This window comes from Vreelandella halophytica, assembly GCF_968193635.1.
On the sequence record NZ_OZ309107.1, the window covers coordinates 3,074,472 to 3,099,812 of the forward strand.

Annotated in this window: 21 protein-coding genes, 3 tRNA genes, 1 rRNA gene and 1 CRISPR repeat array; of the genes, 11 read left to right on the forward strand and 14 right to left on the reverse strand. The window is 61.0% G+C overall.

What is annotated here, in order from left to right:
- The first annotated feature begins 96 nt into the window (after window positions 1–96).
- On the forward strand, window positions 97–2,943 hold the full coding sequence (locus tag ACWHXT_RS14160; RefSeq protein ID WP_447956314.1) for a valine--tRNA ligase: 2,847 nt from the start codon (window positions 97–99) through the stop codon (window positions 2,941–2,943).
- Window positions 2,944–3,175: 232 nt separating this feature from the next.
- On the opposite strand, the gene ACWHXT_RS14165 is transcribed toward ACWHXT_RS14160, so the two are convergent.
- Window positions 3,176–4,618 (reverse strand): NAD(P)/FAD-dependent oxidoreductase, encoded by a 1,443-nt coding sequence (locus tag ACWHXT_RS14165; protein ID WP_447956315.1) that lies wholly within the window; start codon window positions 4,616–4,618, stop codon window positions 3,176–3,178.
- Window positions 4,619–4,841: 223 nt separating this feature from the next.
- On the opposite strand from ACWHXT_RS14165, the gene ACWHXT_RS14170 reads away from it, so the two are divergent.
- From ACWHXT_RS14170 to ACWHXT_RS14185, 4 genes are all read left to right on the forward strand, one after another.
- On the forward strand, window positions 4,842–5,420 hold the full coding sequence (locus ACWHXT_RS14170; protein ID WP_447894214.1) for a TetR/AcrR family transcriptional regulator: 579 nt from the start codon (window positions 4,842–4,844) through the stop codon (window positions 5,418–5,420).
- Window positions 5,421–5,518: 98 nt separating this feature from the next.
- Window positions 5,519–6,232 (forward strand): phosphatase PAP2 family protein, encoded by a 714-nt coding sequence (locus tag ACWHXT_RS14175; protein ID WP_447956316.1) that lies wholly within the window; start codon window positions 5,519–5,521, stop codon window positions 6,230–6,232.
- A gap of 77 nt (window positions 6,233–6,309) precedes the next feature.
- On the forward strand, window positions 6,310–6,618 hold the full coding sequence (locus ACWHXT_RS14180) for a hypothetical protein (protein WP_447926913.1): 309 nt from the start codon (window positions 6,310–6,312) through the stop codon (window positions 6,616–6,618).
- A gap of 278 nt (window positions 6,619–6,896) precedes the next feature.
- A complete protein-coding gene (locus ACWHXT_RS14185) occupies window positions 6,897–7,709 on the forward strand; it encodes an N-acetylmuramidase domain-containing protein (protein ID WP_447956317.1) in 813 nt (270 codons plus the stop codon).
- A gap of 82 nt (window positions 7,710–7,791) precedes the next feature.
- Window positions 7,792–9,861: a CRISPR direct-repeat array (repeat unit 28 nt; unit sequence TTTCTAAGCTGCCTGCGCGGCAGCGAAC).
- A 330-nt stretch (window positions 9,862–10,191) separates the two neighbouring features.
- Here ACWHXT_RS14185 and ACWHXT_RS14190 read toward each other — a convergent pair.
- The 7 genes from ACWHXT_RS14190 to ACWHXT_RS14220 form a co-directional block, all read right to left on the reverse strand.
- Window positions 10,192–10,267: transfer RNA gene (locus tag ACWHXT_RS14190), tRNA-Thr, on the reverse strand.
- A gap of 72 nt (window positions 10,268–10,339) precedes the next feature.
- Window positions 10,340–10,414 (reverse strand) — tRNA-Gln (locus tag ACWHXT_RS14195).
- Between the two features lie 5 nt (window positions 10,415–10,419).
- Window positions 10,420–10,495 (reverse strand) — tRNA-Phe (locus ACWHXT_RS14200).
- 143 nt (window positions 10,496–10,638) lie between these two features.
- Window positions 10,639–10,914, reverse strand: a complete 276-nt coding sequence (locus ACWHXT_RS14205) for an oxidative damage protection protein (RefSeq protein ID WP_447529847.1) — start codon at window positions 10,912–10,914, stop codon at window positions 10,639–10,641.
- A 42-nt stretch (window positions 10,915–10,956) separates the two neighbouring features.
- The gene (mutY, locus tag ACWHXT_RS14210; RefSeq protein ID WP_447956318.1) at window positions 10,957–12,048 is read right to left on the reverse strand and encodes an A/G-specific adenine glycosylase; all 1,092 of its coding nucleotides are present in this window, start codon (window positions 12,046–12,048) and stop codon (window positions 10,957–10,959) included.
- A 95-nt stretch (window positions 12,049–12,143) separates the two neighbouring features.
- Window positions 12,144–14,465: an AsmA family protein gene (locus ACWHXT_RS14215; protein WP_447956319.1), complete on the reverse strand. Its 2,322-nt coding sequence runs from the start codon at window positions 14,463–14,465 to the stop codon at window positions 12,144–12,146.
- Entirely contained in the window at window positions 14,465–14,959 is a 495-nt protein-coding gene (locus tag ACWHXT_RS14220) for an acetyl-CoA sensor PanZ family protein (RefSeq protein WP_447929168.1), read from the reverse strand. The genes ACWHXT_RS14215 and ACWHXT_RS14220 overlap by 1 nt, the downstream gene beginning before the upstream one ends.
- 193 nt (window positions 14,960–15,152) lie before the next feature.
- Here ACWHXT_RS14220 and hisB point away from each other — a divergent pair, with 193 nt between their 5' ends.
- The 4 genes from hisB to hisF are packed head-to-tail and all read left to right on the forward strand — an operon-like array spanning window position 15,153 to window position 17,968.
- Window positions 15,153–15,746, forward strand: coding sequence for an imidazoleglycerol-phosphate dehydratase HisB (gene hisB / locus ACWHXT_RS14225; RefSeq protein WP_447529850.1), 594 nt, complete (start codon window positions 15,153–15,155; stop codon window positions 15,744–15,746).
- A gap of 52 nt (window positions 15,747–15,798) precedes the next feature.
- On the forward strand, window positions 15,799–16,440 hold the full coding sequence (hisH, locus tag ACWHXT_RS14230) for an imidazole glycerol phosphate synthase subunit HisH (RefSeq protein WP_447529851.1): 642 nt from the start codon (window positions 15,799–15,801) through the stop codon (window positions 16,438–16,440).
- Between the two features lie 11 nt (window positions 16,441–16,451).
- Window positions 16,452–17,198: a 1-(5-phosphoribosyl)-5-[(5-phosphoribosylamino)methylideneamino]imidazole-4-carboxamide isomerase gene (gene hisA / locus ACWHXT_RS14235; RefSeq protein ID WP_447926963.1), complete on the forward strand. Its 747-nt coding sequence runs from the start codon at window positions 16,452–16,454 to the stop codon at window positions 17,196–17,198.
- The gene (hisF, locus tag ACWHXT_RS14240; RefSeq protein ID WP_447926964.1) at window positions 17,195–17,968 is read left to right on the forward strand and encodes an imidazole glycerol phosphate synthase subunit HisF; all 774 of its coding nucleotides are present in this window, start codon (window positions 17,195–17,197) and stop codon (window positions 17,966–17,968) included. Before hisA ends, hisF begins: the two co-directional genes overlap by 4 nt.
- A 68-nt stretch (window positions 17,969–18,036) precedes the next feature.
- On the opposite strand, the gene ACWHXT_RS14245 is transcribed toward hisF, so the two are convergent.
- Window positions 18,037–18,642, reverse strand: a complete 606-nt coding sequence (locus ACWHXT_RS14245) for a YjaG family protein (protein ID WP_447956320.1) — start codon at window positions 18,640–18,642, stop codon at window positions 18,037–18,039.
- A gap of 134 nt (window positions 18,643–18,776) precedes the next feature.
- Between ACWHXT_RS14245 and ACWHXT_RS14250 the strand changes: the two genes are divergently transcribed.
- Window positions 18,777–19,466, forward strand: a complete 690-nt coding sequence (locus ACWHXT_RS14250) for a type 1 glutamine amidotransferase (RefSeq protein ID WP_447956321.1) — start codon at window positions 18,777–18,779, stop codon at window positions 19,464–19,466.
- Here the strand turns inward: ACWHXT_RS14250 and mnmH are convergent.
- The 4 genes from mnmH to ACWHXT_RS14270 form a co-directional block, all read right to left on the reverse strand.
- Window positions 19,463–20,545 carry a tRNA 2-selenouridine(34) synthase MnmH gene (gene mnmH / locus ACWHXT_RS14255; RefSeq protein ID WP_447956322.1) on the reverse strand — a complete coding sequence of 361 codons (1,083 nt, stop codon included), beginning with the start codon at window positions 20,543–20,545 and terminating at the stop codon, window positions 19,463–19,465. The two genes, ACWHXT_RS14250 and mnmH, sit on opposite strands and share 4 nt — an antisense overlap.
- Window positions 20,546–21,583: a selenide, water dikinase SelD gene (gene selD, locus ACWHXT_RS14260; RefSeq protein WP_447956323.1), complete on the reverse strand. Its 1,038-nt coding sequence runs from the start codon at window positions 21,581–21,583 to the stop codon at window positions 20,546–20,548.
- Window positions 21,584–21,714: 131 nt separating this feature from the next.
- The gene (gene radA / locus ACWHXT_RS14265) at window positions 21,715–23,088 is read right to left on the reverse strand and encodes a DNA repair protein RadA (protein WP_447894276.1); all 1,374 of its coding nucleotides are present in this window, start codon (window positions 23,086–23,088) and stop codon (window positions 21,715–21,717) included.
- Between the two features lie 113 nt (window positions 23,089–23,201).
- The gene (locus tag ACWHXT_RS14270) at window positions 23,202–23,654 is read right to left on the reverse strand and encodes a copper resistance protein NlpE N-terminal domain-containing protein (protein ID WP_447926969.1); all 453 of its coding nucleotides are present in this window, start codon (window positions 23,652–23,654) and stop codon (window positions 23,202–23,204) included.
- Between the two features lie 216 nt (window positions 23,655–23,870).
- On the opposite strand from ACWHXT_RS14270, the gene hisC reads away from it, so the two are divergent.
- Complete coding sequence (gene hisC / locus ACWHXT_RS14275) at window positions 23,871–24,932, forward strand: histidinol-phosphate transaminase (protein ID WP_447956324.1); 1,062 nt, start codon at window positions 23,871–23,873, stop codon at window positions 24,930–24,932.
- 248 nt (window positions 24,933–25,180) lie between these two features.
- Here the strand turns inward: hisC and rrf are convergent.
- Window positions 25,181–25,296, reverse strand: a 5S ribosomal RNA gene (gene rrf, locus ACWHXT_RS14280).
- Between the last annotated feature and the right edge of the window lie 45 nt (window positions 25,297–25,341).

The following is a 25,341-nucleotide window of genomic DNA, read 5'->3' on the forward strand; positions in this document are numbered from 1 at the left end:
ATATCGCGCTATACTAGCCGCCATTTTTCGCCCCCTTTATGAATTTCATGCTTGCCTCGGGCGTCTCTCGGGAAAGCATCGTTTGCGAGTCACTCCATGGAAAAGACCTACCAACCCGAACAGATCGAAACCCGCTGGTACGCGCGCTGGGAGGCGGACAACCGCTTCGCGCCGTCAGGCACCGGTGCGCCCTTCTCCATCATGATTCCGCCGCCCAACGTGACCGGCAGCCTCCACATGGGCCATGCCTTCCAGGACACCATCATGGATACCCTGACGCGCTGGAAGCGGATGCAGGGTAACAATACGCTCTGGCAGGTCGGCACCGACCACGCGGGGATCGCGACCCAAATGCTGGTGGAGCGCAAGGTGGCCGCGGAAGAAGGCAAGACGCGCCACGAGCTGGGGCGCGAGGCGTTCACGGATAAGATCTGGGAGTGGAAGGAAGAGTCTGGCGGCCACATTACCCGCCAGCTTCGCCGCATGGGCGCCAGTGTGGACTGGTCCCGCGAGCGCTTCACCATGGACGACGGCTTCTACAAGGCGGTGCAGGAAGTATTCGTGCGCCTGCATGAAGACAATCTGATTTACCGCGGCAAGCGCCTGGTCAACTGGGACCCGACGCTGCACACCGCGATTTCCGATTTGGAAGTGGAGAACAAAGAGCAGCAAGGCAGCTTCTGGCATTTCCGCTACCCGCTGGCCGACGGCGTTAAAACCGCGGACGGCAAGGATCACGTCGTCGTCGCCACCACCCGCCCGGAAACCCTTTTGGGCGATACCGGCGTGGCGGTGAACCCGGAAGACGAACGTTACGCATCATTAGTGGGCCAATTCATCGAGCTGCCGCTGGTGGGCCGGCGCATTCCCATCGTCGCTGACGAGCACGCGGACATGGAGAAAGGCTCGGGCTGTGTGAAGATCACCCCGGCCCACGACTTCAACGACTACGAAGTCGGCAAGCGCCAGAACCATCTGTTGATCAACGTCTTCTCGAAAGACGCCACGATTCTCGAGCGCGCCGAGATCTTCGACCTCAAGGGCCAGCCCCAGCCGGAAGAAGACGCCACCCTGCCCGCGAAATACGCCGGGCTCGACCGGTTCGAGGCGCGCCAGCAGATCGTCGACGACATGGACGCGCTCGGCCTGCTACTCGAGGTGGAGGCGGTCAACAACACCCTGCCCTATGGCGACCGCTCCGGTGACGTCATCGAGCCGCTTTTGACCGATCAGTGGTTCGTGGCCGTCGACCAGCTCGCCAAGCCCGCCATCGCGGCGGTCGAGAACGGCGACATCCAGTTCGTGCCCAAGAACTACGAAAACATGTACTTCGCCTGGATGCGCGACCTGCAGGACTGGTGCATCTCGCGCCAGCTCTGGTGGGGCCACCGCATTCCCGCCTGGTACGACGAGCAAGGCAACGTCTTTGTGGCGCGCACTGAAGCCGAGGCCCGGGAAAAGCACGGCCTGAGCAGCGATATCACGCTCACCCAGGACGAAGACGTGCTGGACACCTGGTTCAGCTCGGGTCTTTGGACCTTCGGCACCCTTGGCTGGCCGGAAAAAACCCCGGAGCTCGAGACCTTCCACCCGACCAGCGTGCTGGTGACGGGCTTCGACATCATCTTCTTCTGGGTCGCCCGGATGATCATGATGACGCTAAAGTTCACCGACCAGGTGCCCTTCAAGACCGTCTACGTGCACGGCCTGGTGCGGGACGGCCAGGGCCAGAAGATGTCCAAGTCCAAGGGCAACGTACTCGACCCGATCGATTTGATCGACGGCATCAGCTTGGACGCGCTTCTCGAGAAGCGGACCGGCAACATGATGCAGCCGAAAAAAGCCAAAGCGATTGCCAAGGCGACCAAGGACGAGTTCAAGGACGGCATCGAGCCCCACGGCACCGACGCGCTGCGCTTCACGTTCCTCTCGCAAGCGACCACCGGGCGCGATATCAAGTTCGACATGAACCGCCTGGACGGCTACCGCAACTTCTGCAACAAGCTCTGGAACGCCTCGCGCTACGTGCTGATGAATGCCGAAGGCGAAGACTGCGGCACCGGTGACGAGGCGGTGACACTCTCGCTGGCGGATCGCTGGATCATCTCGCAGCTGCAAAAAACCGAAGCCCAGGTCACCAAAGCGATGGAGGAGTACCGTTTTGATCACGCCTCCCAAGCGCTTTACGAGTTCGTGTGGAACGAGTACTGCGACTGGTATCTGGAGCTCTCCAAGCCGGTGCTTTGGGACGAGAACGCCACGGCTGAAGCCAAACGCGGCACCCGTCGCACCCTGGTACGCGTACTGGAAACCATCCTGCGCCTGGCCCACCCGATGATGCCCTACATCTCCGAAGAGATCTGGCAGCGCGTCGCCCCGCTTGCCGGGCGCTACCCGGGCCAGGACGCCTCGATCATGAACCAGCCCTGGCCCCAGGCGATTGATGCCCAAATCGACGAGCAGGCGAGCCGCGATATCGAGTGGCTCAAAGGCGTGATCGTCGCCGTGCGTAACATCCGCGCCGAGATGAACATTGCCCCGGGCAAACCGCTGGACGTACTGCTGACCAAGGGCCAGCCGACGGACGCCGAGCGCCTGGAGAACAACCGCCTGTTCCTCTCCAAGCTGGCCAAGCTCGAAAGCGTGACCTGGCTTGCCAACCCGGACGATGCCCCGCTTAGCGCCACCCAGCTGGTCGGTGATATGGAAGTGCTGGTGCCCATGGCGGATCTCATCGATAAGGACACAGAGCTTGCGCGCTTGAACAAGGAGATCGAGAAACAGGACAAGCTGATCGGCGGCGTCGAGAAGAAGCTTTCCAACGAAAGCTTCACCGCCAAGGCGCCGGCCGCCGTGATCGACAAAGAGCGCGGGAAGCTTGCCGAGTTCCAGTCCGCCAAAAAGCTGCTCGAAGAGCAGAAAACCAAGATCGAAGCGCTCTAGGGTCTGTTTGAAAAGTCGACGAGCGAAGACAAGACAAGGCAAAAATTGGCGAAAAAACGGAGTTTACATGTGTAAATGAGTATTTTGAGCCAATTTTTAACGCCGTATTGTCGAGCGCAGGCACTTTTCAGACAGAGCCTAACGTACGCGCGTTTTAATCCTTTAGAACCCTCGCTAAACGCCAGCGCCACCTTCTCGGGTGGCGCTGGCGTTTTAGGGTCGCAATTACCTATCAGTGGCGGAACACGTACTCCGATCCATCGGTAAAGCGGCTGAAGCGATAGATCGACGGGTCACAGGTGGTTTCTTCGCCGGCAATCATCTCGGCGAGCATTTCCCCGGAAGCCGGCGCGGTGGTGAGGCCGTTGCCGGAGAAACCGGTGATGACGAAGAGCCCATCGTTATCCGGTACGTCTGAAATCACCTGGGTGGAGTCCGGCGTTGCGTCGATCATGCCCGCCCAGCGCTCGCGCACCTGGGCGTTTTCGTACTGCGGGTAGGCGCGGCGCAGGTTGGCCAAAGCCGTGTTCACTTCGTCTTCATCCACGCTGCCCGAGAGCATCCGTACCTGCTCGAAGGGCGTGATCTCATCGGCGGACCATTTTGAGGCCATGTTGAGCGAGGCGAAGAAGTCGCTCGACAGGCGTACCTTGAGCAGATCGCCGGAGTGCTTCAGCGCCGGCAAGAAGTCCAGCAGCATGCGGAAGCTGTCGGTGGTGATGGGCGCGACGTTGGCCGATACACCCACCGCGGTTTCGCCGGTGTCCATCTGACGCCAAGCGAAATCCGGACCATAGCCGGCACCGGGCAAGGCGTTGTCGATGGGGCTCAAACGCTGCATGGACGAGGCAATGGTGAGCTGCGGTAGATGAACGCCCAGGTTACCAGCAAACAGCGACGACCAGGCACCGCCGGCCAGCACGACCTGGGAGGCCTTGATGTAGCCCTTCTCGGTATGCACGCCGACGACTCTACCGCCCTGGCGGTCGATGGTGCGCGCCGCACAAGGGGAAACGATCTGCACGCCCTCATTCATCGCCCCGCGCGCAATGCGCGAGACCGAATAGCGCGGCTCGGCGGTGCCGTCGCTGGGTTGATGAAGCACCGCTTTGTATTGCCCGGCGCCCTGGGGCAGCAGCCGGTCGAGTTCGCTACCCGTGACCAGCTTCGCATCGGTCTGCGGCTGAATCTCCCGCGCCTGGTCAAGCCAGTCCTGGCTTGCGCTCACCTCGTCGTCGGTGGCCAGCAGCGAGTAATTGCCTGTCTGGCGAAAACCAATGTCCTCACCAAAGCGCTCGGCAAAGCCTTGCCAGATTGCCTTCGAGCGGTTGGCAAGCTCCAGCTTGCCCAAATCCCAGCTATTGGAGTAGACCCAACCGAAGGCACGGCTGGACTGCTCCCCCGCCACCACACCCTTTTCGAGCACCACCGTACTGAGCCCTTTCTGGTTGAGAAACAGCGCCGTGGAAAGCCCGGCGATGCCGCCACCGATCACCACCACATCGGCCTGGGCGGGCAAGGTGTCCGAGGTGGCCACGCCTTCCGCCCGGGGGATCTGTGATTCCAGACGCCAGCCTGGGCGGGCGCCGTAGGTCGCGCCTAAAAAACCACCCATCACGCCGCCGGCGATACCGGTACCGGCGGACAAGAGAAAACTGCGTCTGGATAGCGCCATGGCTCTGTACCTTTTGACGTGTATGAATGCGGCGCTCATGAAGCGCTCACGAAAAAAGAGAGATTATGACTGACCAGTCGGAAAATAAAAGTGCGCTTTTTTGACGCAATCGATCAACTCGTTGCAACGAAAAATACCGACGACATGGCAAGGCGTTCAGCGCGAGCCAGCGGGGATAAGGTAAACTGCCAGTGTTCACTGATCGACGAAGACCGGGAGGCCCATGGCACGCAAGAAAGAGATTTCCCTCGAGCGCATTCTGGACGCCGCCGACGCCATCATCATGGAAAGCGCCGGGCGCCAGTTCACCCTCGACGCCGTGGCCGAGCGCGCCGGTATCAGCAAAGGGGGCCTGGTCTACAGCTTCGCGACCAAGGACGACCTGGTGGCCGCGGTCCTGCAGCGCGAGATCGAGCGCGTGCATGGCGCCGTCAAAACCCGGGCAGGCAGCGATTGGCAACATAGCCACAAACGCCTGCTCGCCTATCTCGATGAGGCGCTGACCGAAGACGACCGGCTCATTCGCCGCTCCGCCTTTCTGATGACGGCCCTGCTGCATTCGCCGGAGAAATCGCGCCCGGCAAGAGAGTATTACCGCACCATTTTAGAGCTGTTCGACGGCGACGATATCGCCAGTAAAGACATCCGCCAGGCCGTGCTTGCAATCGAAGGGCTCTTTCTGCTGCGTGGCCTGGGCTTTGCCGACCCCACGCCCGAGGAGTGGAGCTCGGTACTCGAACACGCCCGCACCACCGTGGCCAATGCCATCGCCGCCAGCAGCGCCGATAAGACCGAAAAGTGAGGAGGCGAGCATGACGCAAAGATTACGAAACACTGTTCATTAACAGGCTAAGCAACTAAACTATGCCCTGAACCATAAGCCGCAATATGGGTATTGCCATGCACACTCGCCGCATTTTTTTTTACAACTTCCTTGGGTTTGCCCTGATCGCCAGCTGGTGGCTGCCATCGGTCCTTTTTTGGACCAAGCTGGACGATGACGTCTTTTTCTTCTTCAACCAGTTCGTAAGCCCGGTCTACCCGCGCTGGGTCGAGACCATGGCGCTGCTCAACACCCGTGCCTTCGATAAAGTGATGTTCGGCGTGCTGGTGATCATGCTGTTCTTCGCCATGGTGCGCGACAAGAACGGCAGCTGGCCCAAGTGGCTGGCAATTGGCCTGATCATGTCGGCGGTGGGGGCGCTGCTGGGTGAAATGCTGCACATGGATCTACTCGCTGCCCGCCCGAGCCCTACGGTGTGGCACGACGACGTCAACATTCTCAACAACTACACCTATCTGAACGCCAAGGCGACCGCCTCCAACAGCTTCCCGAGCGACCACGGGGTGCTTGCCATGGTGTTCGCCAGCTTCATGCTGCGCTTCGCCGACCGCCTGATCGCCTCACTTTCCGTGGCGCTGGCTATCTTCGTGACCCTGCCGCGCATTTTGGTGGGTGGCCATTGGGTGAGCGATGTCTACTTCGGGGCACTTGCCATCGTGCTGGTGGTACTGCCCTGGATTCTGTGCAACTCGTATATCTCGAGCTTGATCGACCGGATGGCACGCTTTTTCGATACCGCCGCTCACAAGCTCTTACCCCGGTTTCACTAAGCCACCCCTTGCGGCCGCCCTTGGGCGGCCGTTTTGATTGGCCCCTTACCACCGGCCGCAACGGATACGTTATGGACATGAGTCAGCTGGAACACGTGGTCATTGCCCTGGGCGTTCAACTCCTGCTCGCCCTGCTCCCCCGGGTCACCCTTTGGGTGTCCGGCTCGCTGGCCGTGGCGGTGTTCCTGGGCCGCGAAATCGCCCAGCACGAGTATCGCCTGGCCATTCAGCGCGGCTGGGAGTGGGGCCAAACCCAGCCGGTGGGCATGTTCGAAGGCGTGTACACCGGCTGGCACCTGGGTTCCATACTCGATGTACTGATGCCGGCGGTGGCCTGTTTTATTCTGGCGCTGATGGTCACTTTGGTGCGTCGAAACAGGCGTTAACGCCAACTCCTCTTCTCTTGGCAACGTCGTCCCCATCCCACGGCACGAGCTATCTTTTCGACCGCCAAACGATGCCACTGCCGCACCTTAGCGCCCTTCTTCTGTCCCTTTTTTTCAGGGGACAGGCTACAAAATACTCAGGTGTCGCCCATGGCCACCGGCGTCTTTTTTGGCGCGACACCGTTCGTTATCCCGCTATAGGGGCTAAGATTACTTGAGCGCCTTTAGCACTGCCGACAAGGCCGCTCACCCTCTGCGCCCCCTATGGAGGCTCTATCATGTTGCTACGCAATGGATCCATTGGCCCTAGTGTCACCGCGCTACAGCGCGAGCTCAATACTGCCGGTTACGCCATCAGCGTTGACGGGCACTATGGCCCTGAAACCGAACGCGCCGTTCGCCGCTATCAGCTCGCAAAAGGCCTGGTGGCGGACGGCATCGCCGGCCCCAAGACCCGCGCCGCCCTGCATGGCCAGCACAATAACCGTATGCTCGGTCAGCGCGACCTGGTCGAGGCGGCTAACCGGCTGGAGATCGAGCTCGCCGCCATTTTGGCCGTCAACGAAGTGGAAAGCCGAGGACAAGGCTTTCATAGTGGCGGCCCTCGTGACGGCCAGCCGATCATTTTGTTCGAACGCCACATCATGCACCGCCGACTGCAACACCACGGTATCGACCCGGCGCCTCACCAACGTGCCCAACCCGATATCGTGAATACGAGCGCGGGCGGTTATATCGGCGGCTACCTGGAGCACGACCGCCGTGATCGCGCCGGAAATATCCACAGCGCCGCGTCTATCGAATCCGCGAGTTGGGGGCTATTCCAGATCATGGGCTTTCACTGGGAACTCCTTGGATACGACTCCGCCGAGCACTTCGCCACCAGCATGGGGATCTACGAATCCCACCAGCTTGACGCGTTCGTGCGCTTCATTGAAGCGGACAGCGCAATTCACGCCGCGCTACGCCGTCACGATTGGGTCGACTTCGCCCGCCGCTACAACGGCCCCAACTACGCCGCGAACGACTACGACACTCGCCTTGCCGCCGCCTACCGCCGCCACGCACAAGGTTTGATGCTAGCCGCGTAAGCCGGTTCACGCTTTGGCCAGCGCCGCCGCGCTGGCCGCGCACTTTCTGAACCAAACACCTAATCGTTCCTTTTATACCCATACTCTGAACTGCCTGCGCGGCAGCGAACAACGACACCTTCGTTACACCTGACGCCACCCTTTTCTAAGCTGCCTGCACGGCAGCGAACCAGACCATCAGCGAGCATATCGCGGTGGTGCTTTTCTAAGCTGCCTGCACGGCAGCGAACTTGCTTGTCCATGATCGACAAGTCCTGGATCATTTCTAAGCTGCCTGCACGGCAGCGAACGCGGTCTGGTCGAACTGCAGGTTTAGCCGGCTTTTCTAAGCTGCCTGCGCGGCAGCGAACCTTGTGGACTCGAATCTCGAATATTTCCGCGCTTTCTAAGCTGCCTGCGCGGCAGCGAACTACCTCGACCACCGACGACCTCGCCCGCCAAGTTTCTAAGCTGCCTACGCGGCAGCGAACGAGAAGCTCGGTAATACCGAGCTTTGCTAAAATTTCTAAGCTGCCTACGCGGCAGCGAACCTGTTGAGGTGACTCAACGGGGAATTGGTCGTTTTCTAAGCTGCCTGCGCGGCAGCGAACAACGTCAACTTCCGCTACTCTACGCGCGCGATTTTCTAAGCTGCCTGCGCGGCAGCGAGCCCAGGGTGGCATGTGGATCACTGGTCGCAAATTTTCTAAGCTGCCTGCGCGGCAGCGAACAAGCTCCCGCGCCAACGGGGGCTTTTCTTTTGTTTCTAAGCTGCCTGCGCGGCAGCGAACACGCGCTGGCTTCTTCTTCGGCCCTTCGTTGCTTTCTAAGCTGCCTGCGCGGCAGCGAACGTATTGCTGTTCTTGCTCGGCGGCACCGTCGATTTCTAAGCTGCCTGCGCGGCAGCGAACTCGAGCGTGCAAGACCACATCATTATGTTTGATTTCTAAGCTGCCTGCGCGGCAGCGAACGATCACTTCGCTGGCCAACCTGTCGCTCTACTTTTCTAAGCTGCCTGCGCGGCAGCGAACCCCAGCTGCGCCTCGACCAGCTCTTGCCGCTGTTTCTAAGCTGCCTGCGCGGCAGCGAACGCTCTTGAGCGCCAGGCCGAAACGTTGGGCATTTTCTAAGCTGCCTGCGCGGCAGCGAACAATTTCATTCGCTCGCAGCTCAATGCGGCCATTTTCTAAGCTGCCTGCGCGGCAGCGAACAACTGTATTTTCTTGCCTTCCTCGCCCTCTACTTTCTAAGCTGCCTGCGCGGCAGCGAACCGTCCCTGTGTTGGGTGGGTTGCGGATGTTTAGTTTCTAAGCTGCCTGCGCGGCAGCGAACCGCTTTATCTTCGTCGTTCCAGCGCTTGTAGTTTTCTAAGCTGCCTGCGCGGCAGCGAACTCCGGACATCGTAATAACGTGGGGGGTAGAGATTTCTAAGCTGCCTGCGCGGCAGCGAACAAGTTCCCCCCACGTTGGTATGGGGTGTCGATTTTCTAAGCTGCCTGCGCGGCAGCGAACTTCGTGCTGTGACTGCGAGCGATAATTAAATCTTTCTAAGCTGCCTGCGCGGCAGCGAACGCCCAGCCGCCAGAAGGTTGGGAAACTATAGATTTCTAAGCTGCCTGCGCGGCAGCGAACAAAGCTAACCCCTGTGAACCTTGCACTATAGATTTCTAAGCTGCCTGCGCGGCAGCGAACAAAGCTAACCCCTGTGAACCTTGCACTATAGATTTCTAAGCTGCCTGCGCGGCAGCGAACGTTCATTGTCTGAACCTGTTTTTAATGTGCTGTTTCTAAGCTGCCTGCGCGGCAGCGAACATCAGGTTAGCAGGCATTAGCAAGCATTTATATTTCTAAGCTGCCTGCGCGGCAGCGAACGATGTTGTTGTTGAATGGAAGGACTGATTAATTTTCTAAGCTGCCTGCGCGGCAGCGAACTCCAGGTTCTTTTAAGACAGCGTGTGCTGTATTTTCTAAGCTGCCTGCACGGCAGCGAACTAAAATCACTGTTTGTGCTGATGGATGTGGTTTTTTCTAAGCTGCCTGCGCGGCAGCGAAGGTTTTTGCTCGATGGAATTGGCCAGCTCTCGCTTTCTAAGCTGCCTGCGCGGCAGCGAACATCGATAAGGACGACGACTGGACCACCGAAGATTTCTAAGCTGCCTGCGCGGCAGCGAACTAGAGTCTATCAAGAGTAATTATCTGATTGCTAAAGGACTTTGGTCTACAAGCGCGGAATTACCCTTTTCTTGAGCCGGTCACTAAGTGACTGATTTTCGGTAAGTCGTTTTTGAATTTAAAAAAAGGGTCGAAATCAACTGGTGGCGCTAAGAGAGTTGAGTTGTAAGAGGAGTGCCAAATACAGTGCAAGAGCAGTGGCGATATAGCGAACACTGTCTCTAGAAGGCAAACGTGTCCATCGGTGGGCGTTTTTTAGACATACAAAAAAGCCGCCTAAAAAGGCGGCTTGATCGTGTTCGTTAACGTTTTAGCTTTTAACCATTTTAAATGGTGCCGACACCAGGAGTCGAACCCGGGACCTACTGATTACAAGTCAGTTGCTCTACCAACTGAGCTATGTCGGCGCTTCACGTTTTCTTGAACATTTGACTACCTTGCTTTACAGCGAGCCAGTCAACAAGAAATTTTGTTGGCAATGGCTGGGGTACCAGGATTCGAACCTGGGAATGCCGCTACCAAAAAGCGGTGCCTTACCACTTGGCGATACCCCAACGCTTGGTGGCCAGAGACGGAATCGAACCGCCGACACGGGGATTTTCAATCCCCTGCTCTACCAACTGAGCTATCTGGCCGCTGCCAACGGTGCGTATTAAACTAAAAAGTCCGCTTTTCGTCAACACCTTTGTGAAACTTTCTTTCCGATCACGTGGTTATAGCAAAGCGCCACGTTTGTGGGCGCTGGCCCCGCCGGGCCAAAACGCCCGCCATTCGTGGGCTAGGGCTGGCTGGGGGGCACGTAGCCTTCGGCCTGGTCGGTGGTTTCGTTATTTAAAAAGCGCTCCATCTGATCCATCAGGTATTGGCGCGATTCCGGCTCGAGCATGTTGAGGTGCTTTTCATTGATCAGGCGGGTCTGGAGCGCCTGCCACTCCCCCCAGGCTTTTTGGGACACCGTGGCCTGAATCTCCTGGCCCTGCTTGCCGGGCAGCGGCGGAAACGCAAGCGCGGGTAGCTCTTGCTGGTACTTACGACAGAAAACCGTGTTGCTCATGGGGTGCTCCTTTTGAAATGGGGAATCGATATCGAGTATGGGCTAGGGCCCCGGGGTCGGATCAAGCGAAAACGGCACCACTTGACTTAGCAGCGCCTTGACCGGCGCAGCCAGGCCCAGGGCAGGCGGGTCGTTGGGGTCGTACCATATGCCCTGCTCGTGCACGCCGTTCATTTCCTTGCAGCTCACCGGCTGCGGGGTGATCGAAAGCCGGAAGTGGCTAAAGGTGTGAGTGAAATCCGGTAAGGGGTGCGCTTTATGGGGCGCTTTGACCCGGGTCTGTAGCCAGTCGTCGAGGGCCTGGTAGTCGTCGAACTGGGGCAGCCCCCATAACCCACCCCAAAGCCCCGAAGGCGGGCGCTGCTCCAGCCATACGCGCCCCTGGTCGTCGCGCAGCATCAGCATGATGGTTTCGCGGGTGGGTAGCGTTTTTTTGGGTTTGGATTCCGGGTAGCGCTGCGGGGCGCCTTCCTGGTAGGCGGCGCATACGTCGTTGAACGGGCAGATGATGCAGTCGGGTCGCGCTCGGGTGCAAAGCGTGGCGCCGAAATCCATGACCGCTTGGGTGTAGTCGGCTAGGCGCTCGCCGGGAGTAAAGTACTCCGCCAACGCCCAAAGCTTGCGCTCAACGGCGGGCCTGCCGGGCCAGCCGGGTACGGCGTGCAGCCGGGTGAGCGAGCGTTTGACGTTGCCGTCCAGAATGGGCGCGCGGGCGCCAGTGCTTTGGGCAATGATGGCGCCAGCGGTGGAGCGGCCAATACCGGGCAGCGCCGTGAGCGCCTCGACGCTCTCAGAAGGCAGCTCGCCGCCGTGCTCCTCGCAGGCGATGCGCGCGGCTTTATGCAGGTTGCGGGCGCGGGCGTAGTAGCCAAGCCCGGTCCATAGGTGGAGCACTTCGTCCTGGGGGGCACCGGCCAGCGCCTTAAGCGTCGGGAAGTGCTCCATGAAGCGCTCGAAGTAGGGAATCACGGTATTTACCTGGGTTTGCTGCAGCATGATTTCCGAGACCCACACGCGGTAGGCGCTGCGCGGCGACTGCCAGGGCAGATCGTGACGGCCGTACTGGTCGAACCAGGTCAGCAGCCGGTGTTGAAATTCAGGGGCCGTCAGGCACGGCGTGGGCGTATCGGCCATTTAATGTTCCAGCTCCCTTTAGAGCAGTTAATGAGGTAATGCGGGCGATAACAAAAGCGCCGGCCCTTGGGCCGGCGCATCAAAGGGGTCCAGTCTCAATCGAACAGATTGCGGATACCGTTGCGCAGTTCCCGCGCGGCACCTTCCCCCAGGCGTTGGTCGATATTGTCGAGCGTTTCGCCCAGGCGCTCTTCGAGTTCACTACCGGCTTCGTCTCTAACCAGCGCTACCACCGAGCTCTGAAAGGCCTCGCGATCCAGACGGCACCACTGGGACTTTTCGTCGTCGATATGGCCTTCGCACAGCACGGGCAGCGCAAGCGCCTGTAGGCGCGGGTTGACCGAGCAGGCCGCGTCGGCGGTATCGACCAGCCGGGCGTTGGCGCGGGTCAGGAAGTTCATGCTGTTGAGGTTGAGCTCCCCGTCACCCTGCATATCGATACCCGGCAGGGTGATCAGCAGGTCGTCGCTGGTGACCACGCCGTTGCGCACGTTAAAGGTAGCGCCAAACTGCTCGAAACGGGTATCGGGCTGCCAGTCTCTGAGCGTCCCTTCGCCTTCGATGCGGGCCACCAGTTCGCACACCTGTTGAGAGACGTTGGTGTGCAAAATCGCGCCGTCGTTCAGGCGCGCGTCGAGCTCGCCGTTGAGGTTGCTGGTCAGCACGTCGCGGGTGTTGCCCTGGGTCGAGAGATCGCCCGCTATGTTCAAGCGCCCGCGAATCGGGGACTCTTCGTCGCTGAAGGTTTCGATCAGCGGGGCGACCTGCACGCCCTCTACCTGGGGGGCCAGCTGCCAGGTCAAAATGGGCTCGCGGGCGTCCAGGGTACCGGTGGCGTTGAGCGCCCCGTCGTAAAAGCGCGACTCGAACCCGGTCAGCTGGTGCAGGCCCTGCTCGCCCCGCAGCGAAAGCGCCGGGTCGTTGAACACGAGCCCGGCAAGCTCGAGCTGATCGAGCGCCAGATCACCCTGTAGATCGAGCGTGGCAAGCCACGCCTGGGGCAGCAGCGGGTTTTCTTGCTGGGCCACGGCGCGGCGAATGATGCTCCGGCTGGCCTGCTGGGCGGTGACCGGCCCCGGCAAGTAGTGGTCCAGGTTGAGCTGGTCGCCGGTCAAATCGAAGTCGAGCGCGCTGCCATCCAGCGCCGCGGCCAGCTCGCCGGTAAAGGTGCTACTGTCGATTACCAGCGAAAGCTGCGGCAGCGAAATCTGCTCGAGGCTCCCCTGCACCGGGCTGGTCATGGCGACGTCGCTCAGTGCGGCTTCACTAGCGGTATTGAGTTCGACCCCCATGCGCGAAAGCCAGGGGCGCAGGGTAAAGGGCGCGGCGTTGAGCTGGCCCTGGTACTGCGGGTCGTCCTGGAACTGTTCGATATTGAGATGACCGCTTACGCGCAGCCCATCGGGGCCGGTGAGCTGGGCATCGCGTAACTGGGCGGTTTGCGCGGCCCAGTCGGCATCGAGGGCAAAGGCCAGCGTCATCGCCAGGCTGCCCTGCCAGTTTTCGGCGTGGCGAAAACCGGTTTCCAGTACGCCTTCGCTCACGCTCAGGCGCTGTTCGGCCAGCCGGGCGGTCATTTCCGCGGCTCGCAGGCTTAGCTGCTGCGGCTCGCTCTCTTGCGAGGTGGTCGAGCGCGTGCCGAGTTGGAAGTTTTCGAAAACGACCTGCTCTTCGTCCAGCCCCAGCCGCATACGGGTTTCAAGGCTGACCTCGCTGGTGAACACCGGCGGGCGCTCCAGCGCTTCGGCGTCCAATCGGTTGTGCCGAGTAAGGGTGAACATCGCCTTTAGCGGGAAAGAGCGCGCCGGGTTGACGTTGCTGCCGGAAATATCCAACGACTGCAGCCGCCAAAGCGACTGGCTGGGCGCGTCACGAAAACGGATATCGGCATTGCGCACTTCGACACTGGCGATATTGAGCACCACCGAGAGATTGCCCGCATCGACATGGGGGCCGGCGCTGGCCGGCGCCAGCACGGTTTCGGCGGTTTCGCTGTTCTGCTCGGCCAGCCGGTCCACGAGCAGTTGCCAGTTGCCCTCGCCTTCGGCGTTGCGCTCGAGGTTCAGGCGCACGCCGTCCAGGGTCAGCCCATCGACGGCGATTTCACCGCGCAGCAATGGCGCGAAGGCCACGCTCACCTCGGCACTGTCGACGGCGGCGAAGGAGGTTTCTTCCCGCGATTGTGCGGGCAGCCAGGCGCGGGCCTGTTCGACGCTAACGCCAATGCGCGGGTAGAACGACCAGGTGATCGGCCCTTCCAGCGCCAGGCTCAGCCCGGTTTGTTCCTCGACCACCTCGACCAGGCGCGGTTTGAAATCCTCGGGATCCAAAAAGGTGGTGACATACACCACGGCGGCCACGGCCACCATGGCCAAAATACCGACCGCGGCCAGCAAAATACGCAATAACTGTTTCATCACCCTTTCCCTTGTGGGTCTAGCTCGACATACTCGTTGGGGTCGCTTTCGTGAAAAGCGCCGTTACCGGCATTGGAAGTGGCCACGGAACTCGGCCGGTAGCCTATTTTGGAAAGCAGCACGCGATCGGCCAGCGGCAATGTCGCCGTGGCAATGCGCAGCGTGCGGCCCTGGTGCTTTGCCTGTTCGGCCAACAGTGCCATAAGGCGTGACCCTACGCCACGCCGCCGGGCGCTCTTGCGAACGCAAAGCTCGGACAACCACCAGGCGCGGTCCTCGGCCTCAAAAATAGCCACCGCCCCCAGCAGGTGTTCATTGAAATGGGCGCAGGCAAAGAATTGCCGGTTCTCGAGGTGCTCCTCGATAAAAGGCGCCACCTCGAGGGTTTTGATGCGCGCCTGGGGGGCGTCCTCATAAATACGCTTCAAATCGAGGCGTATGTGTTCGTCGGCCTCCCACCGGGCCTGGTCAACGTAGAAAAGCGTCACCGGCATGCTGAAATCCTCCTGGCTACGGCTAAGCCGCTCGATGGGCGCCGGTAAAGTGGCAACCTTATCGCGCATTGTAGCGGATGGGGTCATCGATTCTCTATAATGGTTGTTTTGGCTCGCTATTATGTCCAGGCCCCGGGGGTTACCGAAGCCCATGCCCGCCGCCCACTATGCGCGTAAGCGCAGGAGATGCAACATGTCAGCGCGAATTGCCACGGTCAGCCGTGACACCAACGAAACGCAGATCACCGTCACGATCAATCTGGACGGCCAGGGCCATCTAAAAGGTGAGTCCGGCGTGGCGTTTCTTGATCACATGCTAGACCAAGTCGCGCGGCACGGGATGATCGATATCGAGCTCGACGTGACCGGCGACCTGCACATCGACGACCACCATACGGTCGAGGATTTAGGCATCACCCTGGGTCAGGCGTTCAATGAAGCCGTGGGCGACAAGCGCGGCATCTACCGCTACGGCCACGCTTACGTGCCGTTGGATGAAGCTCTTTCCCGCGTGGTGGTGGATTTCTCCGGCCGGCCGGGGCTATTCATGAACGCCGCCTTCACTCGCGCTACCATCGGGCGAATGGACACCCAGCTTTTCAGCGAGTTTTTCCAGGGGTTCGTCAGCCACGCCCGCGTGACGCTGCATATCGACAACCTCAAGGGAGATAACGCCCACCACCAGGCAGAAACCATTTTCAAGGCCTTTGGCCGGGCGCTACGCATGGCGCTGGCCGAAGACGCGCGAATGGCCGGACAGATGCCCTCGACCAAGGGAACGCTTTAATGTCGAAGGCTGCCTGCCGGTCGACTTCGCTAACCACTAAAAGGAGCGCGTAATGACCATTGCCGTTATCGATTATGGAATGGGCAACCTGCATTCCGTGGCCAAGGCGCTTGAACACGTCACACACGAAAACGTCATCATTACCCGGGATGCCCGCCGCATTCTGGGCGCCACCCGCGTGGTGCTACCAGGCCAGGGCGCAATTCGCGATTGCATTGGCGAACTCGAACGTACCGAGCTTCGCGGTTTGGTCGACGATATTCTGACCCGCCAGGCCAAGCCGCTTTTGGGCATTTGCGTAGGCCAGCAAATGCTGATGGAGAAAAGCGAAGAGAACGGCGGCGTGGACTGCCTGGGCTTTTTTCAGGGCAGCGTCGACCGTTTCCCCCCGGACATGCGCGACGAGCACGACCAGCGCCTGAAGGTGCCGCACATGGGTTGGAACCGGCTCACTCAGCACCACGACCACCCGCTGTGGGCGGGTATCGAAAACGACGAGCGCTTCTATTTCGTGCACGGCTACTACGTCAACGCCAGCCAGGATGCCCACGTATTGGGCACGACCCAGTACGGCAAGGTGAAAGCCCACGTGGCCATTGGCCGCGACGCCACGTTCGCCGTGCAGTTTCACCCGGAAAAAAGCGCACGCGCGGGTCTTCGCCTGCTTGAAAACTTCGTTACCTGGACGCCCTGAGAGGATTTACCATGCTAGTTATTCCCGCGATTGATCTCAAAGACGGCCAGTGCGTGCGCTTGAAGCAGGGCCGTATGGAGGATGCCACCTCCTACGGCGATGACCCGGTCGCCATGGCCGCCCGCTGGGTAGACGCCGGTGCGCGCCGCCTGCACCTGGTCGATTTGAACGGCGCTTTCGAAGGCAAGCCGGTCAACGGCGAGGCGGTCACCGCGATCGCCCGCGCCTACCCGGACCTACCCATTCAGATCGGCGGCGGCATTCGCAGCGCGGAAACCATCGAGCATTACTTAAGCGCCGGCGTTTCCTACGTGATCATCGGTACCAAGGCGGTGAAAGAGCCAGCATTCGTCGGCGAAATGTGCCGCGCCTTTCCCGGCAAGATCATCGTTGGCCTGGATGCAAAAGATGGCTTCGTGGCCACCGATGGCTGGGCGGAGGTCTCCACCATCAAGGCGACCGAACTTGCCAAGCGCTTCGCCAATGACGGCGTTTCGAGCATCGTCTACACCGACATCGCCCGAGACGGGATGATGCAAGGCGTCAATATCGAGGCCACCGCCGAGCTTGCTCGCGAAGGGGGCCTTCCGGTCATCGCCTCCGGCGGGGTGACCAACCTCGACGACATCCAGGCGCTTTGTGGCGTAGCGGATAGCGGTATTCTGGGCGCCATTACCGGCCGCGCCATTTATGAAGGAAGCCTGGACGTGCGTGAGGCCCAGCGCCTGAGCGACGAGCTGACCGGGGGCAAGGTATGAGCCTGGCCAAGCGGATCATCCCTTGCCTGGATGTCGACGCGGGCCGTGTGGTCAAGGGCGTCAATTTCGTGGGCATTCGCGATGCCGGCGACCCGGTGGAGATCGCCAAGCGCTATAACCAGCAGGGCGCCGACGAGATCACCTTTTTGGATATCACCGCAAGCTCCGACGAGCGCGCGACCACGGTGGACATGGTGTCGCGTATCGCCGGCGAAGTGTTCATTCCGCTCACGGTGGGCGGTGGTATCCGCACCTGCGATGACATTCGCACCATGCTCAACGCCGGCGCCGACAAGGTGTCGATCAACACCGCCGCGGTGACCAATCCGGATTTCGTTTTCGAAGCCGCCGAACGCTTCGGCAGCCAGTGCATCGTGGTGGCGATCGACGCCAAAATGGTCTCCAAGGAGGGCGAAACGCCGCGCTGGGAAATCTTCACCCACGGTGGGCGCAAACCGACCGGGTTGGACGCCGTCGAGTGGGCGAAGAAGATGGTCGAACTGGGTGCCGGCGAATTGCTGCTGACCAGCATGGACCGCGACGGCACCAAAAGCGGCTTCGACCTGGGCGTGACCCACGCCATTTCCGAGGCGGTGAGCGTGCCGGTGATCGCCTCGGGCGGGGTGGGCACTCTGGAGCACCTGGTCGACGGCGTATTGAAAGGCGGTGCCGACGCGGTGCTGGCGGCCAGCATCTTCCACTTCAGCGAGTACACGATTCCCGAAGCCAAGCGCTTCATGGCCGAGCGCGGCATCGAGATGCGCCTGTAAATCAAGCCCCGTGGATTCACCCGGCACGGCCAGGCCGGCCGGGTCATCCAGGCGCTCAAAAGCGTGTTTTAAGCGTCGTCGTCCTCATCAAGGCTTAGCCCCAGGTTGCTAATGCCGCCGTTGCGGCCAAGCACGCGTATTTCTTTTAACGCGGCCTTATCGAGGGGCGCACTCACCGCTTCCAGCACCGCGTCCTGAAAGTCGTTTTCGTCTTCCATTAGCGGGTGATCGCGAATGATCAGCGCAAGCTTCTGGGCATCCTCCTCCCCTTCGGTGAGTTCGATAAAGGCGCGCACGCCGGCCCGAGAGGTGCGGCTCACGTCCAGCACCGCCTCGCCGGCTTCCCCTTGCAGTGTATCCAGCAGCGAGGTGACGGACACCACCGCATCCAGCGCCCGGCGGGCACCGAAGCTGTCGTCCTCGGCGGGCGGTTCACACTCGGCCAGCTTCTCTGCCTGGCGGGCAAAATCGATGCTGGCGTTGGGCACCGTGAGCCGCTCCCATACCAGGCTCAACACGGTTTTAAGTGTATGGCTGTCGCCGTGACCGGTGGTCTGCTCGTAAAGCGCGTAGTTGGGGATCAGCCGCTCACAAAGGGCCGCCATAAAGGCTTGCTGGGCCGTCAGCGAAAGCGTTTGCAGCTTTTGATAAAATCCAAGAGGTTTGGCCACCATGTTGATTTCCTGAGCCTTTATATGGGTAAAAACGGTATTGGTGAAAACGGTATTGGTGAAAACAGGGCGATACGCTATCGTCGCACACCCAAGCGATATTTTCGCAGTGAACGACGGCCGGCGAGGAGATTACCATGCATATTCATTTGCTACAGCACGGCCCTGACCACGGCCCCGCGCGCCTTACCGACTGGCTCGAGAGCATGGGCCACAGCTACACCGTGTTCCGCCTGTTCGAAGGCGAGCTCACCCCGCGCCACGGCGAATGCGACGCGCTCATCGTACTCGATGGCCCGGAGACGCTAGCCAAGGATCCCCCCGCCTGGTTCAAGGCAGAAAAAAAGCTTCTCAACCGCTATCTTGACGGCCAGCGCCCGGTACTGGGTATCGGCCTGGGGGCGCTTTGGATCGCCGAGGCCCTGGACGCAGTGATCGCACCGGGCACCTACCCGGAAACCGGCTGGCACACGGTGACGCTTGCGCCAGATAGCCCGTTCGATTTGCCGGAACGCTTTGAGGCGTTCATGTGGCACCGCTACGTGTTTAGCCTGCCCGAGGACGCTTTGCCGTTAGGCGGAAGCGAAGCCGCCCCGCTTCAGGGCTTTGCCTGGGACGGCGGGCGGGTGGTCGGCCTTATGTGCCACCTCGAGGCGACGGCGCAGAGCGTGGCCGGGTTGTTCGAACACCCACCAGCCGCGCCCGGCACTCAGGCACTCGACCGTTACCTGCAAAGCGAGCAGGCCATCGTGGAGAACCCCGGGCGCTTTCACGGCCTGGCCCCGCTTTTGGACCGGGTGATGCTGCAGTGGTTAGCGCGCGCCTAGGCGCTCCACGCTCGGGCGGCTTCCAGGCAGCTATCCCAATCGCCTACGTGGAGCGGTGCCGGGGCGTTCTGGCGCCGCTCCAGGTGGTAGCGGTATAGCGGGTCGTAATATTCGGTCAAAAGCGGCCCAAGCCAGGCTTCGTGGGCCTGCACGTTGCCCTGGGCGTGAGCGCTAAACGCCATAGCCTGCAGCCGTTGAAGGCGCTGTAGGCGGGCGTTGCCCAGCCGTTTGGCTAAGCGTTTGAGGCTGTTGGAGAGCTGCTCCTTCATGCGCTCCCAGCCCTGCTCGGGGCCAAAACGCGCCGCGTACGCTGCCTCCAGCGCTTCGATATAGTCATAACGAAGCTGCTCCAAACGCCAGTCCAGCGGCATCTCGACGCGAATACGCGGCGCCTTCTCGAGCGCCTGCCAAAAGGTGAGCGGAATATTGGCACTGCCGATCTGGCGTGACTCGTCTTCCATGACCAGCTTGGCGTTTTGACCCAAAAGCTGCCGGGCCAGGGCGTGCTCGAAATCGATCTGAGTGGCCGGCTCATCGGGTTGGCGACCAAACGCCGAGCCCTTGTGATTGGCGCAGGCTTCCAAATCGATGCCGTTTTGCAGCTGGTTGATCAGCACCGTTTTGGCCGAGCCAGTCAGCCCCGATACGACCAGCATTGGCTGCTCGGCGGCCTGGTCGATACGCTCACAGAGCGCGCGGCGCATGGCTTTCCAACCGCCTTGAATACGCGGTACATCGACGCCCGCCTCCGCAAGCCACTGCTGGGCGATCTGCGAGCGCAGGCCGCCACGAAAGCAGTAAAGCACTGCCTCGGGGTGGCACTCGAGATACCCACGCCAGGCCTCGATGCGCGCCTTTTTAACGTCGCCGCTAACCAGACGCTCGCCCAGCGCGATCGCGGCTTGCTGGCCGTGCTCCTTGTAAGCGATGCCTACCTGGTGGCGCTCTTCGTCCACCATTAACGGCAGGTTGACCGCGCCGGGCAGGCCGCCCTGGGCGAACTCCACCGGCGCGCGCACATCGACCAGCGGCGCGCCCTTGCCAATCAGCGCGGTCGTAGCGGGTAGGTCGGTGGTCATTTACCCAACCACTTCGATCAACGCGTCGCCTGCGCGCGCCTTCAGTGTACCGAAGGGCTGCAGGTTCAGGCCGTGCTCGCGGCCAACGCGCTCGACATCATCCTGCCAGGCGGGGTCGACGCTGAGCAAAAGGCCCCCGGAGGTCTGCGGGTCGCAAAGCCACTGCCAGTGGGCTTCGTCCATGGCGGGCAGCTGGGTGCCCAGGGCGTCGCGGTTGCGCAGCGTGCCACCGGGCACCGCGCCCTGGCGCCGGTAGGCTTCGGCCTCGGAAAGCCGCGGCAGGCGGCGAAAATCGACCTGGGCCATCACGTTGCTGGCGCTGCAAATCTCGCTCAGGTGGCCGGCCAGGCCGAAGCCGGTCACATCGGTCATGGCGTTGAGGCCTTTGACCTTGGCAAGTTCGATACCGATGCGGTTGGATTTCAGCATGGTTTCACGGGCAAGGCCGTGGTGGCCGTCTTCCAACAAGCCGCGCTTCTCCGCCGTGGTCAAAAGCCCCACGCCCAAAGGCTTGGTCAAATAGAGCAGGTCGCCGGGTTTGGCGCTGCTGTTGAGTTTGAGCTGGTCGAGCTGGACCAGGCCGTTGACCGCCAGGCCAAATATCGGCTCCGGCGCATCGATGGAGTGCCCGCCGGCCAGCGCCACGCCAAGCTCGCGGCACACGCCCTGGGCGCCGGCGATGACGTCGCCGGCGATCTCCGGGGCGAGCTTGTCCACCGGCCAGCCCAGAATGCTCAGCGCCATGACCGGCGTGGCGCCCATGGCGTAAATGTCGCTAATGGCGTTGGTCGCGGCAATACGGCCGAAATCGAAGGGGTCATCGACGATCGGCATGAAAAAGTCGGTCGTCGAGACCATGCCGCGGCCGTCGCCCAGGTCATACACAGCGGCGTCTTCCCGGCCCTGATTGCCGACGATCAACTGTTTGTGCCCCGCGGCCGGCCCCGCCTTGGCTAGAATGCTGTCCAGCACGTCCGGGGCGATTTTGCAGCCGCAACCGGCGCCGTGGCTATATTGGGTTAGTCGAATCGAACTCATCGTATCGCTCCTTGAAAAAAATCCATTGGTGCGTCGTTATTGGTATTGGCCCGTCGTTTCGTGTCTATGACGACAGGCCGCTGTTAAAAGCGGCGTATCTAAAAGCTTCGTATCTAAAAGCGTAGTACAGCTTAAAGTGCTTCCAGCGCATCGCTTAGTTTATCGACGGGGATGACTTCCATCCCCTTGGGTGGCTGCTTTGGGGCGTTGGCCCGCGGCACGATAGCGCGCAAAAAGCCGTGCTTGGCCGCCTCGACAATGCGCTCCTGGCCGCTGGGCACCGGCCGGATCTCGCCGGAAAGCCCCACCTCGCCAAACACCACCAGTTCCTTGGCCAGCGCCCGGTTTTGCAGGCTCGACACCACTGCCAGCAGCACCGCTAAATCGGCGCTGGTCTCCAGCACTTTGACACCGCCCACCACGTTCAAGAAGACGTCCTGGTCGCCGGTGAAAAGCCCACCGTGGCGGTTGAGTACGGCCAGCAGCATCGCCAGGCGGTTTTGATCCACGCCTACCGCGACGCGCCGTGGGTTGCCCAGCGCCGATTCATCCACCAACGCCTGCACCTCGACCAGAATCGGCCGCGTACCTTCCCACACCACCATGACCAGGCTACCCGGCGACTGCTCTTCCGGGCGGGAGAGGAAAATGGCACTGGGGTTTTTGACCTCTTTCATGCCCTGTTCCAGCATGGCAAAGACACCCAGCTCGTTCACCGCGCCAAAGCGGTTTTTCTGACCGCGCAAGGTTCTAAAGCGCGAGTCGGCGCCGCCTTCCAAAAGCAATGAGGCGTCGATCATGTGCTCGAGCACCTTGGGCCCGGCCAGGGTGCCATCCTTGGTGACGTGGCCGACCAGCAATAACACCGTATTGCTCTGCTTGGCGAAACGGGTCAGCGCCGCCGACGATTCGCGCACCTGGGCGACCCCGCCAGGCGCGGAGCTGATGTCTTCCAGGTGCATGGTCTGGATCGAGTCGATCACCAGTATTTCGGGCTTTTCGCGCTCGGCGACCGCTAAAATCGTCTCGACGCTGGTTTCGGCCAGCATCTTGAGCCCGCTGGTCGGCAACTGTAGGCGGTGGGCGCGCATGGCGACCTGGGAAAGCGACTCCTCACCGGTCACGTACATGATACGCCGCTGCTGGGCGAGCTTGCAGGCGGTTTGCAGTAAAAGGGTCGACTTACCCGCACCGGGGTTGCCGCCCAGCAGCACCGCAGAGCCCGGAACCAGCCCACCGCCCAGCACGCGGTCGAACTCGCCGAAGGTCGAGCTGAGCCTCGGCACTTCGCTTAAATCGACATTGCTCAAGTCGACCACGTCCCGGGAAAGATCCCCCGCGTAGCCGCCGCGCCCTTGAGCGGGGGCGCCGCTACCGGGCCGGGCGCTCGCCAGGCGGACCTCGCTTAGCGTATTCCATTCGTTGCAGCTCGAGCACTGCCCTTGCCACTTACGGTACTCGGCACCGCATTCGGTACACACAAAGGCGCTCTTTGCTTTTGCCACGCCGTTTCGCTCCTGTCTCACTGTCTACCATGGCCTAACCAACGCCTGGCAAAAACACAAAAGGCGGCTCGCGGCCGCCTTTGTCTATCGAACAATGTGCAGTTCCTGCGCGCTTACTGGCGCTGAAGCTGCAGCATCTCGCCGTTTTCAAAGCGGCGGCGTTCCGGGTCGATCAGCTCGAGGGTTTGCTCGCTAATCTTCTGGAAGTAGTAGATCTGGCCATCGCCATTGGGCGTGAGTTCGTACACGGTCGCGTTCGAATCAGAAGGCGTACCGGTCAGCACTTCCCAGTTACCGGTGTAGTTTTCGTCCGGCGGCGTTTGGGGATGATTACGATAGCTTGCCTGCAGCGCGAACGTACGCTCCTGCGGGTCACTGCTCTCTTCACCTTCCAACGTGACATCCAGATCGATGCCGTCACAGTTGCGGCAAGGCAGCGTGCCCTGATAGTTCGCCTGGGACGCGCTCATCGCCGGTGCCTGTTCACTCTGATCGGTCTGGCCAGATGCGCAGCCTGCCAACAGTGCCAACATAGCCGAACCGGCTAGCAAACTCCTGAATTGCATTGGGTGTCTCCTTATCGTGTTGGACATACATTTCTTTCGTGCGCTTGTGACAGCATAACCGCTACAAGGTGCAACGCCCAGCCCCGACACCTTAGGAATCGCACAAGGGCACCGCAACGCAGCAAAGGCGCAGAACGTCGCGGCCGGTAGAACTTGCGCTGGGTCGAGCGCCGGGCCACCATGATGCTCCTTGCAAGGATAATCAGGTTACCTCTAATGAGCCAATTCTGGAGCCCCGCCGTTCGGTCACTCACCCCGTATGTGCCCGGCGAGCAGCCCGTTGAGCGCCTTATCAAGCTCAACACCAATGAAAACCCTTACCCCCCGGCGCCGGGCGTGGGCCAGGCACTGGGGAGCTACGCAACGGATCATCTGCGGTTATACCCGGACCCTACCTCCCGCGCGCTTCGCCAAACGCTTGCCGACACCATGGCCGTCGATATCACCAACACCTTTGTCGGCAACGGCTCCGATGAAGTGCTGGCCTTCGCCTTCAAGGCGTTTTTCTGCCACGGCGCCCCGCTCGATGCGCCGGCGATCACCTACAGCTTCTACCCGGTTTACGCCAACTTGTACGGTATCGAACTTCGCCAACACGCGCTCGATGCCAAGTGGGAGGTCGACCTTGACGCCCTGAGCGCAAACACCGAGCGCAGCGGCGTGATTCTGGCCAACCCCAACGCGCCGACCGGCCACGCTCACTCCCTCGATGCCATCGAAGCGCTTTTGCAGCGCGTGCCGGACAGGGTAGTGCTGATCGACGAAGCCTACGTCGATTTCGGCGCCGAGAGCGCGGTTGCGCTGACCAAGCGCTATCCAAACCTGCTGGTGACTGGCACGTTTTCCAAATCGCGCAGCCTGGCCGGGCTACGTTTGGGCTACGCCATCGGCTCAGCCGAGCTGATCGACGGCCTGCAGCGCGTCAAGGACTCGTTCAACTCCTTCCCGGTGGACAGCCTGGCAAGCCTGGTCGGTATCGAGGCGTTAAAAGACCAGGCGCATTTCGACGCCTGCCGCAACCATGTGATCGCGACCCGCGAGCGCACGCGCGGCCGTTTAGAGGCACTCGGCTTTGAAGTGCTGCCCTCGAAGGCGAATTTCGTGCTCACCCAGCACCCGGCGTTCGAAGGCGCCCAGCTTTTCGCCGCCCTGCGCGAACGCGGCATTCTAGTACGCCACTTCAACACCGACACGCTCGCCAACTTCCTGCGCATCACCATCGGCACCGACGACGAAATGGACAGCCTGATGGAAGCACTGGAAAGCATCTGCCGTTAAGGGCCACTTTGTACCCTTGTAGGAGCCGGCTTCAGCCCGCGATGCGGCGCACCGCGCCGCCGGGGTGGACGGCCGGCATGGTGGCGAATCCAACTCCGGGCGGCTGACGCCGCCATCGCCCGATGAAATCGGGCTCCTACAAGGGCCGCGGTGGCACCGTGGCGGGCACTATTTAAACCGTCCGGCCTTTTCCTGCGCACATAAAAAAAGCCCCGAACACAGAGTGTTCGGGGCTTTTTCGAAGAGGTGCCTGACGATAACCTACTCTCGCATGGGGAGACCCCACACTACCATCGGCGCGTTGCGGTTTCACTTCCGAGTTCGGCAAGGGATCGGGTGGTTCACGCAAGCCATGGTCGTCAGGCGTAACTTTCAATGTATATCGGCTGACGTTTTGTGATCGTTTCTT

Excerpts from the sequence above, each read along its gene's own strand:
- ACWHXT_RS14220 (WP_447929168.1), bottom strand. The coding sequence starts at position 14,959 with ATGCCGGTGACGCTTTTCTACGTTGACCAGGCCCGGTGGGAGGCCGAC.
- selD (WP_447956323.1), bottom strand. The coding sequence starts at position 21,583 with ATGAGTTCGATTCGACTAACCCAATATAGCCACGGCGCCGGTTGCGGC.
- ACWHXT_RS14170 (WP_447894214.1), top strand. The coding sequence starts at position 4,842 with ATGGCACGCAAGAAAGAGATTTCCCTCGAGCGCATTCTGGACGCCGCC.
- hisA (WP_447926963.1), top strand. The coding sequence starts at position 16,452 with ATGCTAGTTATTCCCGCGATTGATCTCAAAGACGGCCAGTGCGTGCGC.
- hisF (WP_447926964.1), top strand. The coding sequence starts at position 17,195 with ATGAGCCTGGCCAAGCGGATCATCCCTTGCCTGGATGTCGACGCGGGC.
- ACWHXT_RS14215 (WP_447956319.1), bottom strand. The coding sequence starts at position 14,465 with ATGAAACAGTTATTGCGTATTTTGCTGGCCGCGGTCGGTATTTTGGCC.
- ACWHXT_RS14185 (WP_447956317.1), top strand. The coding sequence starts at position 6,897 with ATGTTGCTACGCAATGGATCCATTGGCCCTAGTGTCACCGCGCTACAG.
- ACWHXT_RS14175 (WP_447956316.1), top strand. The coding sequence starts at position 5,519 with ATGCACACTCGCCGCATTTTTTTTTACAACTTCCTTGGGTTTGCCCTG.
- hisH (WP_447529851.1), top strand. The coding sequence starts at position 15,799 with ATGACCATTGCCGTTATCGATTATGGAATGGGCAACCTGCATTCCGTG.
- ACWHXT_RS14205 (WP_447529847.1), bottom strand. The coding sequence starts at position 10,914 with ATGAGCAACACGGTTTTCTGTCGTAAGTACCAGCAAGAGCTACCCGCG.
- ACWHXT_RS14160 (WP_447956314.1), top strand. The coding sequence starts at position 97 with ATGGAAAAGACCTACCAACCCGAACAGATCGAAACCCGCTGGTACGCG.
- hisB (WP_447529850.1), top strand. The coding sequence starts at position 15,153 with ATGTCAGCGCGAATTGCCACGGTCAGCCGTGACACCAACGAAACGCAG.
- mnmH (WP_447956322.1), bottom strand. The coding sequence starts at position 20,545 with ATGACCACCGACCTACCCGCTACGACCGCGCTGATTGGCAAGGGCGCG.
- mutY (WP_447956318.1), bottom strand. The coding sequence starts at position 12,048 with ATGGCCGATACGCCCACGCCGTGCCTGACGGCCCCTGAATTTCAACAC.
- ACWHXT_RS14270 (WP_447926969.1), bottom strand. The coding sequence starts at position 23,654 with ATGCAATTCAGGAGTTTGCTAGCCGGTTCGGCTATGTTGGCACTGTTG.
- ACWHXT_RS14165 (WP_447956315.1), bottom strand. The coding sequence starts at position 4,618 with ATGGCGCTATCCAGACGCAGTTTTCTCTTGTCCGCCGGTACCGGTATC.
- hisC (WP_447956324.1), top strand. The coding sequence starts at position 23,871 with ATGAGCCAATTCTGGAGCCCCGCCGTTCGGTCACTCACCCCGTATGTG.
- ACWHXT_RS14250 (WP_447956321.1), top strand. The coding sequence starts at position 18,777 with ATGCATATTCATTTGCTACAGCACGGCCCTGACCACGGCCCCGCGCGC.
- ACWHXT_RS14180 (WP_447926913.1), top strand. The coding sequence starts at position 6,310 with ATGAGTCAGCTGGAACACGTGGTCATTGCCCTGGGCGTTCAACTCCTG.
- ACWHXT_RS14245 (WP_447956320.1), bottom strand. The coding sequence starts at position 18,642 with ATGGTGGCCAAACCTCTTGGATTTTATCAAAAGCTGCAAACGCTTTCG.